The following is a 16,711-nucleotide window of genomic DNA, read 5'->3' as shown; positions in this document are numbered from 1 at the left end:
GTGTTGGGGCGAGGACCTTTTGGTTACTTTTGACTGGGCCGGCATTCCGGTCCTTGCAAAAGTGACCCGCCGTAAGGGCGGAACCCTAAGCCGCCGTTACCTAAATAACGGATATGCCCCCCATCAAAAAACCACAACCCCCCTAAATCCCCCCAGCGCTGGTGCGTCTCCAGAACATGAAATCCGCACATACGCGGATCGCCCGTTTGGTCACCCCACCCGCGTATTGAGGGATCGAGAGATGTCAGTCGCTACCAGCCGTATCGAAGACGCACCACCGGTGGAAACGCTCTACCACTTCGAAGAAACCCCACTGCTGGCCCGCCAGCGTCAGCAGGAATCCAATGCCCGCAGCTACCCTCGGCGTATCCCGCTGGCGCTCAAGCGGGCCAAGGGCATCTACGTGGAAGACGTCGAAGGCCGTAGCTTTATCGACTGCCTGGCCGGTGCTGGCACCTTGGCATTGGGTCACAACCATCCGGTGGTGATCGCAGCCATCCAGCAGGTGCTGAGTGACGAGCTGCCACTGCATACGCTCGACCTCACTACGCCGGTCAAGGACCAGTTCGTCCAAGACCTGTTCGGCCTGCTGCCGGCAAAGCTTGCGCAAGAAGCGAAAATTCAGTTTTGCGGCCCCACCGGCACTGACGCGGTGGAAGCCGCGCTGAAGCTGGTGCGCACTGCCACGGGTCGCAGCACGGTGCTGTCGTTCCAGGGCGGTTACCACGGCATGAGCCAGGGCGCGCTGAGCCTGATGGGCAGCCTGGGGCCGAAAAAGCCCTTGGGCGCTCTGCTGGGTAATGGCGTGCAATTCTTGCCGTACCCCTATGACTACCGCTGCCCATTCGGGCTGGGCGGCGCAGAAGGCGTGCGGGTCAACCTGCATTACCTGGAAAACCTGCTCAACGACCCGGAAGCCGGCGTGCTGTTGCCGGCGGCGGTGATTGTCGAGGTGGTGCAGGGCGAGGGCGGTGTGATCCCGGCCGATCTCGACTGGTTGCGCGGCCTGCGACGCATCACCGAGCAGGCCGGAGTGGCCTTGATCGTGGATGAAATCCAGAGCGGTTTCGGTCGTACCGGCAAGATGTTTGCCTTTGAACACGCCGGCATCATCCCGGATGTTGTGGTGATGTCCAAGGCCATTGGCGGCAGCTTGCCGCTGGCGGTGGTGGTGTATCGCGACTGGCTCGACACCTGGTTGCCGGGCGCGCATGCCGGAACGTTCCGGGGTAATCAAATGGCGATGGCGGCGGGCTCGGCGGTGATGCGCTACCTCAAGGAACACGACCTGGCCGGCCACGCGGCGGCCATGGGCGAGCGCCTGGCTGAGCACCTGCGCATCCTGCAGCGCGACTTCCCGCACCTGGGCGATATTCGTGGGCGTGGGCTGATGCTGGGCGTTGAGCTGGTAGACCCCAACGGCACGCCCGATATCCAGGGCCACCCGCCGGTGCATCGCCAACTGGCACCGCTGGTGCAGCGCGAATGCCTCAAGCGTGGCCTGATCCTGGAGCTGGGCGGCCGGCACGGCAGCGTGGTGCGCTTCCTGCCGCCGCTGGTGATCACCGCCGCCGAAGTCGACCGCGTGGCCGAGATCTTCGGGCGCGCGCTGGTGGCAGCCGTCGCCAGCCTCTAATTTTTAGCGGGCCTGGTACGTTTCTACAGATATCAGTGCTGCGCGTGGTGCGCAGCCAGTTTTTTAGCGATGGAGAACAGCAATGACCTCAGTATTTGACCGCGACGACATCCTGTTTCAGGTAGTGGTCAACCACGAAGAACAGTATTCCATCTGGCCCGACTACAAAGTGGTGCCCGAAGGCTGGCGCACCGTGGGCAAGAGCGGCCTGAAGAAAGAATGCCTGGCTTACATTGAGGAAGTCTGGACTGACATGCGCCCGTTGAGCCTGCGCCAGAAGATGGATGGCGCTGCGCTGGCTGGCTGACACGTCGGAGCACTGTGAGCGGGCTTTCTGTGGCGAGGGAGCTTGCTCCCGCTGGGCTGCGGAGCAGCCCCAAAAAACGCGAGCGCTTCGCACTGGAGCGCCAGCCCGGTCCAGCGCGAGCAAGCTCGCTCGCCACAGTAAGCGCTTCGCTACTGCTTTGTGTTGGTATACAGATAATCCGTCGCCAACGACGCCAGCGTCCGCACCCCCACCACCAACGCCGACTCATCCACAAAGAACCCCGGATTATGGTTCGGCGCCGCTTTGCTCATGTCCTGATCCCTCGGCGTCACCCCCAGAAACACAAACAACCCCGGCGCTTCCTTGGCGTAAAACGAGAAGTCCTCGGCGCCGCCCACCAGTGGGCCTTGCACCACATCATCCTTGGCCGCCCAACGCAGGCTTGGCAGCATTTTTTCGGTGAGTGCCGGGTTGTTGATGGTCGGGTCGTATTTTTCGATGATCGTGACTTCGGCCTTGGCGCCACCGCTTTCGGCGATTTTCTCCACCGTCTGGCGCACGTCCGCGTGCAGTTTCTGGCGAATACCGTAGTCGTAGGAACGGATGGTGCCACTCATGTCCACCGACTCGGGGATGATGTTGTAGCGGGTGCCGCCGTTGATGGTGCCGATGCTCACCACCGACGGAAACGACGAGATGTCGGTGCGCCGACTCACCACGGTCTGCAAACCGACAATGGTCTGCGCGCCGACGGTGATCGGGTCGATGCCGTCCCACGGGCGGCCGGCGTGGGTCTGTTTGCCGAGGATCTTGATGCGCAGGTCATCGGAGCTGGCCAGGGTCGGGCCAGGCCGATAGGCGATCTGCCCGGCAGGCACACCGGCCCAGACATGCAGGCCGAACACCGCGTCCGGCTTGGGCGTTTTCATCACACCTTCCTGCACCATCATTTTCGCGCCCCAGGTGTTTTTGCCGTCGGGGATAAAGTCGCTCGGGCCTTCTTCGGCCGGCTGGAAATAAAACACCACGGTGCCGGGCAGGCGCTCACGCATGCCGCTGAGGATTTTCGCGGTGCTCAGTAGGATTGCCGTGTGAGCATCGTGGCCGCAGGCGTGCATCACGTCGACTTCCTTGCCCAGGTAAGTGCCTTTGGCTTTGGAGGCGAAGGGCAGGTCGGCGACTTCCTTGACCGGCAGCGCATCCATGTCGGCACGCAGGGCCACGGTCGGGCCGGGTAGACCGCCTTTCAAAATGGCGACCACGCCGGTGCGGGCCACGCCGGTTTTGACGTCAAGGCCCAGGTCGCGCAGTTGTTTGGCGACCAGTTCGGCGGTGCGGGTTTCGGTATTGCCCAACTCGGGGTGGGCGTGAATATCGCGGCGGGTTTCCAGCAACGCCGGTTCGAGGATTTTGGCCTGGGCGGCGATTTCTTCCCGGGCAGCATCCTGGCCGCTGCTGGCGGCAATCACCGCGCTGCTGGCGAGCCCGCACAGCATGCCGAAAACCCATTGGTGTGTCAGACCGTTTAAACGCATACAGACCTCTCCTTGTTTATTGTTGTTGATCTTTCTCCTGCACCGTACCGGCGGTCACCACCTGCACGCTCAAGCGCGGTGTTGCCAGGTCCAGCCCGGCTTCATCCAGATGACGCTTGAGTGACAGGTTGAACGCCCGCGACACTTCCCACTGCTTGATCGGCGCGGTCTTGAAGCGCGCCCGCAGGATCGCGCTGCCGGACTCAAAGCTTTCCACACCTTGAATCTCCAGCGGCGACCAGATATTGCGGCGTTGCAGCGGGTCGTTGCGCATTTTCTGGCCGACATCGCGCATCAGCTTGATGGCGTCGTCGATCTCCATGTTGAAGGGGATCGCCACCCGGAAGATCGCGTAGCCGAACTCCCGCGAGTAGTTCTTGATGCTCTTGATTTCACTGAACGGGATGGTGTGCACAATGCCGTCGATGTCGCGCAGGCGCACGGTGCGGATGGTCAGGCCTTCGACAGTGCCGAGGTGGCCGCCGACATCCACGTAGTCATCAATCGCCAGGGAGTCTTCGATGATGATGAACAGGCCGGTGATCAAGTCCGCGACCAGCGACTGTGCGCCAAAACCGATGGCGATACCGATCACACCGGCACCGGCCAGCAGCGGCGTGACGTTCATGCCCATGTTCGCCAGGGCGACGATGGCGGCGATGATAAAAATGGTCACGAACAGCACGTTGCGGATCAGCGGCATCATGGTCTGCGCACGCGCATTGGCCAGGCCTTTGCGCGAGCGGGTGAGGGCATGGTGGATCGCGGTGTCGCTGAGGATCCAGATCAGCCAGGCAAACAGCAGCGTGCCGCCCAGGCCGAACAGCTTGACGCTGACTTCATGGCCGTCACCTTCGGTAAAGCGAATCATCGACAAGCCCCACACGCGCAGGCCCAGCTCGATGAATACCAGCCACACCACCAGATGGGCCAGGGTGTAGACGAAGCTTTTCAGGCGCTCGGAGTACAGCGCGTGGCGCTTGTGCCCACGTTGCGGCTTGAGCGCATGGCGGCGCACCAACCCGTTGATCACCATGCACAACACCAGCAATACCGTGCACAGCAGCGACTGGCGCAGCGCGGTGCTGGTGTCGCCGGCCGACAGGAAGGTGGCGAACAGCGAGATGCCCACCAGCAACAACGCCGGGATGTACCAGAAGGAGCCGATGATCGAGAGCGTGTCGGTGAGGGCACGGCGTGTAAGGCGGCGCGACAGCGGTTGGTTGCGGATCAGGTGCGCGATCGGGCGGCGGAAGCGCAGGATAAACACGCCGGTGGACAGCGCGGCCATCACATTGGCGACGGTCGCGGCGGTGTGGGCCAGATGCTGGCCAAGCGCCGCAACCAGCCTTGGGTCGCTCAAGGCTTCACCGAAGGCGGCAAAACTGCCGATCCACCACAGCGGACGGAAGGCCTGGTGGCGCAGGATATACAAGGCCCGGTGACGGTGTGGGCCGTCGAGAACCGAGAAGGCAATCACGCAGATTGCCGAGAAACAGGTGCCGATCACCAGCGCATAGGCCAGCACCATCGCCAGGGATTTGCCCAGGGACGAAGGCAGTGCATAGCTGAGGTAAACCGTGATGATCAACGCAATCAGCCACGGCCCCAGTTTACGCAGGGCGAAGCGCACCATGTCCCAGGTACGCGGGTGTTGCGGCAGTTCTTCGGGCAGGCCGAAACGTTCTCGCACACGGTGGCTGAGCCAGATCAGCGCGGCGGCCAGCAGGCTCCACACTGCCAGGATCACGGCAAAACCGAAAATGATCGGCAGCCATTCGGTGGCCGGCAGCATCAGTGCCGTGAGTTCTTCCTGGGCCAGGTCGATCTCGTTGGACCAGCGCCCCAACGGGCTGTCGGCCCCGGAAAACTGGGCTTCAAGCTCGGCCAGGGTGCTGCCGATCAAGCCGAGCACGCCTTGTTCGGCAGCGGGCTGGGCTTTTTGCGTGGCTTCGCGCAGCTTCTTCAGGTCGCTCAGCAGTTGGGTGCGCTGCTGGTCGTTTTCCAGGGTCTTGATCACCTCGTCCAGCGACTGGCCCAGCGGCACATCGGCCTGAGGCTGGGTCTTGTTGGTGCTGCCCAGCAGGCCGGGCAGGCTCACGGCTTGCGCTGGCGCAAGGGGCAGCAGCGTGAGCAGGGCGATCAGAAAATAGCAGGGCAGGGCAAAGAGACGGGAAAGCACGAGGCGGTCAACCTTGAAAACGACGAATTGACCGAGTGTACGAGGCCGCTATGCCCAATGCGAGTGCATTTGTTATTCCGCCAGTTTGGCAAGGATCTTGTAAACCACAGTGCCGAGGATCAACAGCATACCGACCCACATACCAAACACACCCACCGGCTTGTCGCGAAAGTTGAAGCCGGTCGCGAGCAGGATCATGCCGATGATGATGGGAATGAGCATGGCGTGGAACGAAGACATGGAGATCATGGGGCGACGGCCTTGTCGGAGTGGGAATACTGACAAGTCTAGGCCGGATTGTGGGAAGTTGGAGTGATATGGGTCAGGTTTATGCAAAACCAACTGTGGGAGCGGGCTTGCTCGCGAATGCGGTGTGCCAGTTACAGATGAATTGACTGACACTCCGCTTTCGCGAGCAAGCCCGCTCCCACAGTTTTGACCGCATTCAGCCCCTGAGGTCAGGGCAAATCGCGACTCGCATAAAACGCGCCCAACACCTTCACCAGGTGCGCCAGATCATGGCTGCCACACAGCTCACGGATCGAGTGCATGGCAAACGTCGGCAAGCCGATATCCACGGTGCGCACGCCCAGGTGGCTGGCGGTGATCGGGCCGATGGTCGAGCCGCAGCCCATGTCGCTGCGCACTACAAAGCTCTGCACCGGCACTTCCTGGGCCATGCACAGGTGGCGGAAGAACCCGGCGGTTTCGCTGTTGGTGGCGTAGCGCTGGTTGCTGTTGACCTTGATCACCGGGCCGGCGTTGAGTTTGGGGCCGTGGTTGGCGTCGTGTTTCTCGGCGTAGTTAGGGTGCACGCCGTGGGCATTGTCTGCCGAGACCAACAGTGATTTCTGAATGGTGCGTACGAATTCCTCACCTTCCGGTAGAAGACGGCGCAGGGTCTGTTCCAGCATCGGGCCATCCGCGCCGCAGGCCGAGCAGGAGCCGACTTCTTCGTGGTCGTTGCACACCAGCACGCAGGTTTCGTCGTTTTCGCTGGTGAGCAAGGCTTGCAGGCCGGCGTAGCACGACAGCAGGTTGTCGAGGCGCGCACCGGCGATGAAGTCGCCATTGAGGCCGATCACCGCAGCGCTTTGCGTATCGTAGAAGCTCAACTCGTAGTCGAGTACTACATCAGCGTTGAGGCCGTGTTCGCGGGCGAGCTGCTCAGTGAGCACGGCGCGGAAGTCCACACGCTCGTCACCGGCAAACTGCGCAAGGATCGGCGGCAGCTCGGTCTGGGCATTGATCGCCCAGCCCTGGTTGGCTTCACGGTTCAGGTGGATGGCCAGGTTGGGGATGATGGCAATCGGCAACTTGAAGTCGATCAGTTGGCTCTCGACCTTGCCGTCGCGGCGGAAGGTCACGCGGCCGGCCAGCGACAGGTCGCGGTCGAACCACGGCGCCAGCAGCGCGCCGCCGTAGACTTCCACGCCCAACTGCCAGAAGCCCTGGCGTTGCAGCTCCGGCTGGGGCTTGACCCGCAGGCAGGGGCTGTCGGTGTGGGCGCCGACCATACGGATGCCGTCTTGCAGCGGCGCATGCTTACCGAGCTTGAAGGCGATGATCGAGGAATCGTTACGGGTGACGTAATAGCGCCCGTTGGCCTCGGTGGCCCAGGTTTCGCGCTCGTCGAGACGCTGGTAACCGGCCGCTTCCAGGCGCTGGGCGAGGGCGGCAGTGGCATGAAAAGGAGTAGGGGAGGCCTTGAGGAAGTCGATCAGGCCTTGATTCAACGCTTCGCGCATAAATAGCTCCAGACAGCAATGCGCGGAGTTTACCGTATTGGCTCCACATTTGAAGTGAAGCTACTCGCTTGAAAACCCTGCAAGGCCAATGTGGGAGCTGGCTTGCCTGCGATAGCGGTGTGTAAGCCAATATATTTGGCACAGACAGATCGCTATCGCAGGCAAGCCAGCTCCCACATTTGACTGTATTTTCAGCTTAAAAAGGTGCAGGGCACTCAAAGCGCAGCCGCTCGCCGCTTTGCGGGTGCGTAAAGCTCAACATGCTCGCATGAAGGCACAGGCGTGGCCAGGCGGCCAGGGCTTGTTCATGGGCGTACAAGCCATCACCGAGCAGCGGATGGCCGATCGACAGCATATGCACCCGCAACTGGTGCGAACGCCCGGTGATCGGCGTGAGTTCCACGCGGCACCAATCGCCACAACGCTCCAGCACTTTCCAGAAGGTCAGTGCGTTTTTGCCAAACTCATAGTCGACTACGTGGCGCGGCTTGGTCGGCGGGTCGTAGCGCAAAGGCAGGTCAATGCTGCCGCTGTCCAGCGCCGGCTGGCCCCAGGCCAAGGCGGTGTAGGCTTTTTCGGTTTCGCGGTCGTGAAACTGCCGCGACAGTTCGCGGTGACTGTCGGCGTCCCGCGCGAGCAGGATGATCCCCGAGGTTTCCCAGTCCAGGCGATGCACGATGCGGGCTTCGGGGTAGCCGTTTTCCTGCAGGCGGGTGATCAGGCAGTCTTTGTTGTCATCGGCGCGGCCAGGCACCGAGAGCAACAGGGTCGGCTTGTTCACCACCAGGACGGCGGCGTCCTGATGCAGGATATGAATAGTGGACAGCGGCATTAAACAGCCTCGTAACAAACGCCAACGGCGGCTCGGCCACCCGGTTCCCAAACGGGATCAAGGTGATCGAGCCGCCGTGGCGGCCGCCTTTTCGATTAACGATCAGGCAGGGTGATATTGAGTTCCAGAATCGAGCAGCTGCCGTCGTTTTCCAGGGCGACATGCACGTCATCGTTGCCGATATTGACGTACTTGCGGATCACCTCGACCAGTTCCTTCTGCAAGGCTGGCAGGTAGTCCGGGGTACTGCGTTGGCCGCGTTCGTGCGCCACGATGATCTGTAGACGCTCTTTCGCTACCGACGCGGTACTTGGCTTTTTGTTGGCGCGAAAGAAGTCGAGAAATTTCATTATTTAGTTGCCTCCAAAGATACGCTCGAAGAATCCCTTCTTCTTAACATCGAGGAAGCGATGTTCCACGGTCTTGCCCAGCAAGCGATCAACTGCATCGCTGTACGCCTGGCCGGCGTCGCTCTGGTCATCAAGAATCACCGGAACACCTTGGTTGGAAGCCTTGAGGACCGCCTGGGATTCGGGGATCACGCCCAGCAGGGTCACTGCGAGGATTTCCTTCACGTCTTCAACGCCGAGCATTTCGCCGTTGCTGACGCGCTCAGGGTTGTAACGGGTGAGCAGCAAGTGCTCCTTGATCGGGTCTTCACCTTTTTCGGCACGCTGGGACTTGCTGGCCAACAGGCCGAGCATGCGGTCCGAGTCACGTACCGAGGAGACTTCCGGGTTGGTGACGACGATGGCTTCATCGGCGAAGTACATCGCCAGGTGAGCACCGGTTTCGATACCGGCCGGGGAGTCGCACACCACGTATTCGAAGGTTTCTTTAAGCTCGGCCAGGACTTTGCCTACGCCTTCTTTGGTCAGCGCGTCTTTGTCACGGGTCTGGCTGGCGGCCAGCACGTACAGGTTCTCAAGGCGCTTGTCCTTGATCAGGGCCTGTTGCAGGTTGGCTTCGCCGTTCACCACGTTGACGAAGTCGTACACCACGCGGCGTTCGCAGCCCATGATCAGGTCGAGGTTACGCAAACCGACGTCGAAGTCGACGATGACTGTTTTGTGGCCGCGCAGAGCGAGGCCGGTACCGATAGCGGCGCTGGTGGTGGTCTTACCCACACCACCCTTGCCGGATGTAACCACGAGAATCTTGGCCAAGGTGTTTCACCCCTAAGGAAAAAGGACTTTTCAGCCCCTGAAAAACATCTCTTGGAACTCGCTGCAGGCGGACAGCCTTTGTAGGAAAAAGATGTGATTTCCGCAGGGAAACGCCAACTTCCAATTATTCCTACACAAGTCTTGCCGGTTTCGCTTTGCTATCAGAGTCTAGAGATGCTTGGAAAATGCGGCAGTATCCGTTAAAGACGGATGATGTTCAACACATCGCCCGACAGGCTGACCTGCACCCCGGCCCCCCACAGCGGATCACGGCGCAAATCTTCTGAAACCTTGTACTGGCCTGCGATGGACACTAGCTCAGCGCTCAACTGCTGGCAAAAAATCCGCGCCTTGGTATCGCCCTTGATGCCGGCGAGGGCACGTCCGCGCATGGGGCCGTATACATGGATGTTGCCATCGGCCAGAAGTTCCGCCCCGGGGCTAACCGAGGAGATCACCACCAGATCGCCACCCTGGGCGTAAATCTGCTGCCCGCCGCGTACGGGGGAGGTGATGATCTTTGTAGGCTTGACCGCAGGTTCCGGCGGTTTTTCCGGTTTTTTCTTCACTTCACCTTCCAGCGGTTCGAGCGGGCGCTCGCGGGCACCGGAGGGTGGCAATACGGGCAGTTCAATTGCGATGGCCGCGGCAATGTCTTCGATACGGCTGGCGCGTATGGCCAGGGTGCGCAAGCCGTGGGAGCGGCAGACGCGCATCAAGCCGGGCAAATCAATCGCGCCTTGGCCGGCCGGGAGTTTGTCCAGGGCCAGTACCAGCGGGGCATTGTTGAAGAAGTTCGGCGCCAGGGCGACCTTGGCGGCGAGCTGGCGGTCCAGGGCGTCGAGGTCGTTGCGGGCCAGTTCCAGCACGGTGATGGCGAGCATGCTGCCTTTCAGCTGGAACACGGGATCTTGGTCTAGCGGTTCGGTTTGGCTCATGGTCGGCAAAAGCGGCTTGTCACGAAAAGTGTCGAGACTTATAACGATAACAACCACGGGCCGCAAGCCGAGTCGAACGTTGTAGAATGCGCGGCCCTTGTCTTTACCGGAATCTGTAATGGATCGCCCGCGTTTTCGAGCTGTATTTTTTCACCCGCGCTTTTGGCTGTTATGGCTGGGACTCGGCCTGCTGTGGCTGATTACCCAGTTGCCCTACCGTGCCTTGCTGACCATTGGTCGATTACTTGGCGCCGGCATGTACCGCGTGGCTGCTGATCGCCGCCGCATCGCCGCGCGCAACCTCGAGCTGTGCTTCCCGGAAAAATCCGCCAAGGAGCGTAAACGGCTGCTCAAGGAAAACTTCGCGTCCACCGGCATCGCCTTCTTCGAGATGGCCATGAGCTGGTGGTGGCCCAAATCGCGCCTGGCACGCCTGGCCCATGTCGAAGGGCTTGAGCATTTGAAGCAGGCGCATCTGGATGGCAAGGGTGTGATCCTGATGGCGTTGCACTTCACCACCCTGGAAATTGGCGCGGCCCTGCTCGGGCAGAAGCACACCATTGATGGCATGTACCGCGAACACGGCAACCCGCTGTTCGACTTCATTCAGCGCCGTGGCCGTGAGCGGCACAACCTCGATTCCCTGGCGGTAGAGCGCGACGACGTGCGCGGCATGCTCAAGCTGCTGCGCTCGGGCCGCGCCATCTGGTATGCGCCGGATCAGGACTACGGCGCCAAGCAAAGCATTTTTGTTCCGCTGTTCGGCATCCAGGCCGCTACAGTGACCGCCACCAGCAAGTTTGCGCGGCTGGGCAAGGCGTTGGTGATGCCCTTCACCCAGGAGCGCCTGGCCGATGGCAGCGGTTACCGCCTGGTGATCCACCCGCCGCTGACCGACTTCCCCGGTGAGAGCGACGAGGTTGACTGCCTGCGCATCAACCAGTGGGTCGAAGCCTCGGTGCGCGAATGCCCCGAGCAGTACCTGTGGACACACCGGCGCTTCAAGAGCCGCCCGCCCGGCGAGGCTAAGCTGTACGAACCGCGCCGCCGGTAACCCGCACTTTTTCCGCTATGGAGTGACGCAATGCGCCCAGTTGAACCGGTCACAGGCTTGATTCTTTCCGGTGGCGGGGCGCGAGCGGCGTATCAGGTGGGCGTACTGGCGGCGATTGCCGAGTTGCTGCCGCCGGGGGCGCCGAATCCTTTTCCGGTGATTGTCGGCACCTCCGCCGGCGCGATCAATGCGGTGAGCCTGGCCAGTGGCGCCACGGATTTTACCGCGGCCATCCAACGCCTTACCGCCTTCTGGCAGGGCTTTCGCAGCCATCTGGTGCTGCGCAGCGATTGGCCGGGCGTGGTGCACCAGGCCAGCCGTTTCTTTATCCATAGCCTGTTGGGCCTGGGTGCCCAGGTGCCGGTGGCGTTGCTCAACAGTGCGCCGTTGCGCGACTTGCTCAACGACAAACTGCACCTGCACGGCATTGATGAGGCGATCCGCAACAAGCATCTGCATGCAGTCGCGGTCACGGCCTTTGGTTATGAGTCCGGGCAAGCGGTGACCTTCTATCAGGGCGGCGGCAAGATCGATGCCTGGCTGCGCCATCGGCGCATCGGTGTGCCGACCCAACTGACGGTTGAGCACTTGCTGGCCAGCTCCGCGATCCCCTTGCTGTTTGCGCCGGTCAAACTCGACCAGGAATATTTTGGTGACGGTGCCGTGCGCCAATCCGCGCCCATCAGCCCGGCCTTGCACCTGGGTGCCAGCCGGGTGCTGGTGGTGGGCGTGAGCGGCAACCCGCGTGGCAATGAACCTTCGGTGCAACGTACTTACACTGGCCAGGAGCCGACCTTGGCGCAGATTGGTGGGCATATGCTTAACAGCACGTTTATTGACAGCCTGGAAAGCGATATTGAGCTGTTGGAGCGTCTGAACCAATTCAGCCATGTTGCGCCTGGGCTGGCGCCGGTAGAGGTGCTGGTGATTGCGCCCAGCCAGCCGATCGATGAAATCGCGGCGCGGCATCGGCAGGAATTGCCGGCGGCGTTGCGTCTGTTCTTGCGCGGCCCGGGGGCGACCAAGACCAGTGGGGCGGGGGTGTTGAGTTACTTGTTGTTCGAGGCGGGGTATTGCAGCGAGTTGATTGAACTGGGCAGGAAAGACGCGCTGGCAAAACGTGAGGAGTTGTCCAAATTCCTTGGGCTGACGGTGAACTAAATGTGGGAGCTGGCTTGCCTGCGATAGCGGTATTCCTGTGCCAACTATGTTGGCTGACAGATCGCTATCGCAGGCAAGCCAGCTCCCACAGGGGATTGGTGTTGCTCAATCAGAAGTGATACTTGACCAGGAAGCTCGCCGTGTCCTGGTTAGTCTTGAACGCGCCGGAATCTTCGATCCCGTACTTGTTCTTCCAGTAGTCATATTCGAAGCCGACATACAGCTGCTTCTCGCCCCAATGCAGCGCCTTGCCCAAGTCGTACTTGACCTGTGGGTTGAAGTGCAGGTTGGCGTGGTAAGTGCCACGGGCGTTCCTGTCGTTGTCCACTACCCAGTCCATGAAGCCGTCGATCAGCACGTTGGAGTTGCCCACGGGAATGGTGTACGACCACACCGGCGTGATCTGCCACACGCCATCGCCCGGGCGGTTGCCTTCGGTCTGGCGTTGGTAGAAGTTCAACTGGAAGTAGTCGAAGCCTGGGATGTTCAGGTCAAAGCCCGGGCCCAGCAGGTACGACTCGTTATCGCCTTCGCCGAACTCGTAAGTGAAGGCCAGCAGCACATCTTTGATCGGGCCGAACGAGAGGTCTTTGTCGAAGATCTTGCCGAACGACAACCGTGGGCTGAACTCGCCGTAGTAAGTGCTTGGGCCGACGTTGCCGTCTTCCTTGCCGTTGTAAAAGATGCGGTCGACGAACAGGAAGTTGTCGCCGTACTTCCACGCATCGGCGTGCTCGAAGGTGACGGTTTGCTGGATCTGCGGGTTAACGGTGAAGTTCTTGCCCCACAGGTACGTCAGGCTGTTGTTCTGCCACTGCAACAAATCGCCTGCCACGGCTTGGCCGCCGGCCAGCAGGGATCCTGCCAGCATCAGGCCTTTGAACATAGGTTTCATTCGGTTGCTCCCGAGTCAAAGTTTTATGGTTGTTTTTCTACGCAGGCGCTCTGGTGTGGCGCCTTTTGGTTCGCTGCAAAAATCGTCTGTTTGGTCAGCTTTAATGCTTTTAGCAAGAGCTGCGCCAAGGTGTTTAAAAAGCCAATAAAAGGCCTTCGGCTGCACTTGATGCAGTCGAATCCGGAGGTTTTTTTCTGCACGTTGGCCGCAGACATTGGGCCAGGATAAGTTGGCCCTGCAGTCAGCTTTTACATTCGCTGTTTTTTTTTGAGTCGATTCGAGCGGGCGCGGAGAATACTGGCTCCCAGGCCTTGGCTCAAGTGCGCTGTTAGAGAGCGCAGGGGGCGAGAATGGGGCGCGGCTTGTGGCCGGCCCCAGGTGAATAGGGTGCATGTGGGTATTTCCTGTTGGTTATTATTTTTGTTGTTTTTTGCTAACAGGCCAAATCAATGCGTGTGGGCGACCGCGGGGCGTTCCGAACCGCCGAGGATGTTGAACAGGATGTTCAGCGACAAGGCGCTGAGGGTGGCCATGGCGATTCCACTGTGGGTAATCGGGCTCATCCACAGGGGCAACTGCGCGAAGAATTCCGGGCGCACCACCGGGATCAGGCCCATGCCGATGCTGACTGCCACCAGCAACTGGTTGCGGCGGTCGGCAATGTCGGCCTCCTGCAGGATCTTGATGCCGGTCGCCGCGACCATGCCGAACATGGCAATGGCGGCGCCGCCCAATACTGCCGGTGGAATCGATGCCACCAAAAAGGCGGCTTTGGGCAGCAGGCTCAGCACAATCAGGAACGCCCCGGCCATGATCGTCACCGAGCGGCAACGCACGCCGGTCATCTGCACCAGGCCGATATTCTGGGCGAATGAGGAGTGAGTAAACGTATTGAAGAAACCGGCGAAAAATGAGGCGCCAGCGTCACACAACAGGCCACGGCGCAGCATCCTTGGCGTGACCTCCTGGCCGGTGATTTTGCCCAGCGCAAGAAACATCCCGGTGGACTCGACGAAGATGATCACCACCACCAGGCACATCGACAGGATCGGTGCCAACTCGAACTTGGGCATGCCGAAATGCAGTGGCGTCACCACTTGCACCCACGGTGCCTGGGACAGGCCGCCGAGGTCGACCATGCCGAGCAGGCCGCACAAGCCATAGCCGAGCGCCATGCCGATCAGCACCGAGATATTTACCCAGAAGCCGCGCATGAAACGGTTGATCAGCAAGATGGTGGCCAGTACCAGCGCGGCAATCGCCAGGTAAACCGGCGAGCCGAAGGTGGCGGCGGCACTGCCGCCACCGGCCCAGTTCACGGCCACGGGGAACAGCGACAGGCCGATGGCAGTGATCACGGTGCCGGTCACCAAGGGCGGGAAAAACCGCACGACCTTGGACATGAACGGCGCGATCAGCATGCCAAAAAAACCGGCAGCGATGGTCGCGCCGAAGATGCCCTGCAGGCCGATGCCAGGCATGCCGGCCATGGCCACCATGCTGCCGACGGCGGCGAAACTGGCGCCCATCATCACCGGCATGCGAATGCCCACCGGGCCGATGCCGAATGACTGCACCATGGTGGCAATGCCAGCCACGAGCAGATCGGCGTTGATCAGAAAGGCGATTTCTTCACGGCTCAAGCCTGCGGCCTGGCCAATGATCAGGGGTACGGCTACGGCGCCGCCGTACATCAGCAAGACGTGTTGCAGGCCTACCAGAATCAGTTGCAAGAGGGGCAGCCGCACCATGGCGGGTGCGGCGGGAATCTGCGGTTCGACTAACTCGGTCATGCAACACCTCGGATCTTTTTTATTGTTGTGTTGTTTGGAACGCACTCTGTAAATCACCACAAATCCCTGTGGGAGCTGGCTTGCCTGCGATGGCGGTGGCTCAGCCACTCATCTGGTGGCTGATGCACCGCTATCGCAGGCAAGCCAGCTCCCACATTTTGGATTTGTGTTACTCAGGCTGTCAGTTAGTGCGTGCCCCCTGGTTGATCCAGGTGCCGATCAAATCCCGTTCCTGCTGGGTCATCTGGGTGATGTTGCCCAGCGGCATGATCTGGCTGGCCACGGCCTGCGCTTGAATACGCGCCGCCTGCTGCTGGATCTGCGCCGGGGTATCGAACATCACGCCGGCTGGGGCGGTGCTGAACAGCGGGCTGGTGGGCTTGGCCGAATGGCACACGGCGCAGCGTTCCTGGATCACGCCATGCACCTTGTCGAAATCAATCGTCGCCTGGGCCGGTGCCGCAGCAGGTTCTGCAGCGGGTGCGGCTGGCGCAGCAGGTTTCAAGCCACCGCCCAATGCGGTTTCCGGCAATGGCTGGTACTCGATGGCCGCGGGTGCCTTGGCCACGTCAGGTGCAGTCGAAACAGGTTTAGGACCGGTCACATACGCCAGGCAAATCATCGCCAATGCGCCCACCGGCAACGTCCACGCATACTTCTGGCTGTTATGCCGTGTGTTGAAGTAGTGACGCACCAACACCGCTGCCACCGCGATACCCGCCAGGATCAGCCAGTTGTATTGGCTGCCGTAGGTGCTCGGGAAGTGGTTGCTGATCATGATGAACAGCACCGGCAAGGTGAAGTAGTTGTTGTGACGCGAACGCAGCAGACCCTTGGCCGGCAGCGCCGGGTCAGGTGTGCGGTTCTCGGCGATGGCCGCTACCAGCGCGCGCTGGGCGGGCATGATGATGCGGAATACGTTACCGACCATGATGGTGCCGATCACCGCACCTACGTGCAGGTAAGCACCGCGACCGCTGAAGACCTTGCTGAAGCCGTAAGCGGCTGCAATCAACAGTACAAACAGGATAAAGCCGAGCAGGGCAGGGCGTTTGCCCAGCGCCGAATCGCACAGGAAGGAGTAGATGAACCAGCCGACGAACAGTGAGCCAATGCCCAGCAGTACGCCTTCGGGACCACTGAGGCTGCTGCCCGGGGCCAGCAGGTACAAGGTCGGGTTGGCGTAGAACACTACGCACAGCAGCGCGATGCCCGACATCCAGGTGAAATAGGCTTCCCATTTGAACCAATGCAGGTTGTCCGGCATGGTCGGCGGGGCCAGTTTGTATTTTTCCAGGTGGTAGATACCGCCACCGTGAATCGCCCATAAGTCACCGGCCAGGCCGTCTTTGGGGTTGACGCGATTAAGGTTGTTTTCCAGCCAGACAAAATAGAAGGAAGCGCCGATCCACGCGACGCCAGTGATCATGTGAACCCAGCGCACGCTAAGGTTCAGCCATTCCATCAAATGTGCTTCCACAGTCTTTACCTCTCGCCTGTCAC

At 60.9% G+C, this 16,711-nt stretch carries 16 protein-coding genes; 4 read left to right on the top strand and 12 right to left on the bottom strand.

Annotation, left to right across the window (positions count from 1 at the left end; genetic code table 11):
* Positions 1 to 241 precede the first annotated feature (241 nt).
* Together GIW48_RS27205 and GIW48_RS27200 are read left to right on the top strand one after the other, a co-directional pair.
* The gene (locus GIW48_RS27205) at positions 242 to 1,636 is read left to right on the top strand and encodes an aspartate aminotransferase family protein (RefSeq protein WP_017137861.1); all 1,395 of its coding nucleotides are present in this window, start codon (positions 242 to 244) and stop codon (positions 1,634 to 1,636) included.
* 82 nt (positions 1,637 to 1,718) lie between these two features.
* The gene (locus GIW48_RS27200; RefSeq protein ID WP_017137860.1) at positions 1,719 to 1,943 is read left to right on the top strand and encodes an MbtH family protein; all 225 of its coding nucleotides are present in this window, start codon (positions 1,719 to 1,721) and stop codon (positions 1,941 to 1,943) included.
* Between the two features lie 149 nt (positions 1,944 to 2,092).
* On the opposite strand, the gene GIW48_RS27195 is transcribed toward GIW48_RS27200, so the two are convergent.
* The 8 genes from GIW48_RS27195 to minC form a co-directional block, all read right to left on the bottom strand.
* Positions 2,093 to 3,439: an amidohydrolase gene (locus tag GIW48_RS27195; RefSeq protein ID WP_170037774.1), complete on the bottom strand. Its 1,347-nt coding sequence runs from the start codon at positions 3,437 to 3,439 to the stop codon at positions 2,093 to 2,095.
* Positions 3,440 to 3,455: 16 nt separating this feature from the next.
* A complete protein-coding gene (locus GIW48_RS27190; protein ID WP_017137859.1) occupies positions 3,456 to 5,621 on the bottom strand; it encodes a mechanosensitive ion channel family protein in 2,166 nt (721 codons plus the stop codon).
* 72 nt (positions 5,622 to 5,693) lie between these two features.
* Positions 5,694 to 5,870 (bottom strand): hypothetical protein, encoded by a 177-nt coding sequence (locus GIW48_RS27185; protein WP_017137858.1) that lies wholly within the window; start codon positions 5,868 to 5,870, stop codon positions 5,694 to 5,696.
* Between the two features lie 209 nt (positions 5,871 to 6,079).
* Entirely contained in the window at positions 6,080 to 7,369 is a 1,290-nt protein-coding gene (locus GIW48_RS27180; protein WP_138451017.1) for a M18 family aminopeptidase, read from the bottom strand.
* Positions 7,370 to 7,565: 196 nt separating this feature from the next.
* Entirely contained in the window at positions 7,566 to 8,201 is a 636-nt protein-coding gene (locus GIW48_RS27175; protein ID WP_017137856.1) for a pseudouridine synthase, read from the bottom strand.
* A gap of 95 nt (positions 8,202 to 8,296) precedes the next feature.
* Complete coding sequence (gene minE / locus GIW48_RS27170; protein ID WP_003175252.1) at positions 8,297 to 8,551, bottom strand: cell division topological specificity factor MinE; 255 nt, start codon at positions 8,549 to 8,551, stop codon at positions 8,297 to 8,299.
* Positions 8,552 to 8,554: 3 nt separating this feature from the next.
* The gene (gene minD / locus GIW48_RS27165; RefSeq protein ID WP_003209098.1) at positions 8,555 to 9,367 is read right to left on the bottom strand and encodes a septum site-determining protein MinD; all 813 of its coding nucleotides are present in this window, start codon (positions 9,365 to 9,367) and stop codon (positions 8,555 to 8,557) included.
* 200 nt (positions 9,368 to 9,567) lie between these two features.
* Complete coding sequence (minC, locus tag GIW48_RS27160; protein WP_017137855.1) at positions 9,568 to 10,305, bottom strand: septum site-determining protein MinC; 738 nt, start codon at positions 10,303 to 10,305, stop codon at positions 9,568 to 9,570.
* Positions 10,306 to 10,423: 118 nt separating this feature from the next.
* On the opposite strand from minC, the gene GIW48_RS27155 reads away from it, so the two are divergent.
* Positions 10,424 to 11,359 carry a lipid A biosynthesis lauroyl acyltransferase gene (locus GIW48_RS27155; protein WP_017137854.1) on the top strand — a complete coding sequence of 312 codons (936 nt, stop codon included), beginning with the start codon at positions 10,424 to 10,426 and terminating at the stop codon, positions 11,357 to 11,359.
* Between the two features lie 30 nt (positions 11,360 to 11,389).
* Complete coding sequence (locus GIW48_RS27150; RefSeq protein ID WP_236461777.1) at positions 11,390 to 12,520, top strand: patatin-like phospholipase family protein; 1,131 nt, start codon at positions 11,390 to 11,392, stop codon at positions 12,518 to 12,520.
* Between the two features lie 109 nt (positions 12,521 to 12,629).
* On the opposite strand, the gene GIW48_RS27145 is transcribed toward GIW48_RS27150, so the two are convergent.
* From GIW48_RS27145 to GIW48_RS27130, 4 genes are all read right to left on the bottom strand, one after another.
* Entirely contained in the window at positions 12,630 to 13,415 is a 786-nt protein-coding gene (locus tag GIW48_RS27145; RefSeq protein WP_017137852.1) for an outer membrane protein OmpK, read from the bottom strand.
* Positions 13,416 to 13,430: 15 nt separating this feature from the next.
* The gene (locus GIW48_RS27140) at positions 13,431 to 13,808 is read right to left on the bottom strand and encodes a hypothetical protein (RefSeq protein ID WP_157786505.1); all 378 of its coding nucleotides are present in this window, start codon (positions 13,806 to 13,808) and stop codon (positions 13,431 to 13,433) included.
* A 53-nt stretch (positions 13,809 to 13,861) separates the two neighbouring features.
* Entirely contained in the window at positions 13,862 to 15,208 is a 1,347-nt protein-coding gene (locus tag GIW48_RS27135; protein WP_099548910.1) for a nucleobase:cation symporter-2 family protein, read from the bottom strand.
* A gap of 181 nt (positions 15,209 to 15,389) precedes the next feature.
* Positions 15,390 to 16,688 carry a urate hydroxylase PuuD gene (locus GIW48_RS27130; protein WP_017137850.1) on the bottom strand — a complete coding sequence of 433 codons (1,299 nt, stop codon included), beginning with the start codon at positions 16,686 to 16,688 and terminating at the stop codon, positions 15,390 to 15,392.
* Positions 16,689 to 16,711: the final 23 nt, after the last annotated feature.

The sequence above is a fragment of the Pseudomonas sp. PA-6-3C genome, from assembly GCF_021605825.1.
GTDB classification, from domain to species: Bacteria; Pseudomonadota; Gammaproteobacteria; order Pseudomonadales; family Pseudomonadaceae; genus Aquipseudomonas; species Aquipseudomonas edaphica.
This window is presented reverse-complemented; position numbering and strand designations above follow the sequence as displayed.

Coding starts and splice junctions, on each gene's coding strand:
- GIW48_RS27155 (WP_017137854.1), top strand. CDS start 10,424: ATGGATCGCCCGCGTTTTCGAGCTGTATTTTTTCACCCGCGCTTTTGG.
- GIW48_RS27185 (WP_017137858.1), bottom strand. CDS start 5,870: ATGATCTCCATGTCTTCGTTCCACGCCATGCTCATTCCCATCATCATC.
- minC (WP_017137855.1), bottom strand. CDS start 10,305: ATGAGCCAAACCGAACCGCTAGACCAAGATCCCGTGTTCCAGCTGAAA.
- GIW48_RS27205 (WP_017137861.1), top strand. CDS start 242: ATGTCAGTCGCTACCAGCCGTATCGAAGACGCACCACCGGTGGAAACG.
- GIW48_RS27150 (WP_236461777.1), top strand. CDS start 11,390: ATGCGCCCAGTTGAACCGGTCACAGGCTTGATTCTTTCCGGTGGCGGG.
- GIW48_RS27180 (WP_138451017.1), bottom strand. CDS start 7,369: ATGCGCGAAGCGTTGAATCAAGGCCTGATCGACTTCCTCAAGGCCTCC.
- GIW48_RS27135 (WP_099548910.1), bottom strand. CDS start 15,208: ATGACCGAGTTAGTCGAACCGCAGATTCCCGCCGCACCCGCCATGGTG.
- GIW48_RS27200 (WP_017137860.1), top strand. CDS start 1,719: ATGACCTCAGTATTTGACCGCGACGACATCCTGTTTCAGGTAGTGGTC.
- GIW48_RS27145 (WP_017137852.1), bottom strand. CDS start 13,415: ATGAAACCTATGTTCAAAGGCCTGATGCTGGCAGGATCCCTGCTGGCC.
- GIW48_RS27195 (WP_170037774.1), bottom strand. CDS start 3,439: ATGCGTTTAAACGGTCTGACACACCAATGGGTTTTCGGCATGCTGTGC.
- GIW48_RS27175 (WP_017137856.1), bottom strand. CDS start 8,201: ATGCCGCTGTCCACTATTCATATCCTGCATCAGGACGCCGCCGTCCTG.
- GIW48_RS27140 (WP_157786505.1), bottom strand. CDS start 13,808: ATGCACCCTATTCACCTGGGGCCGGCCACAAGCCGCGCCCCATTCTCG.
- minE (WP_003175252.1), bottom strand. CDS start 8,551: ATGAAATTTCTCGACTTCTTTCGCGCCAACAAAAAGCCAAGTACCGCG.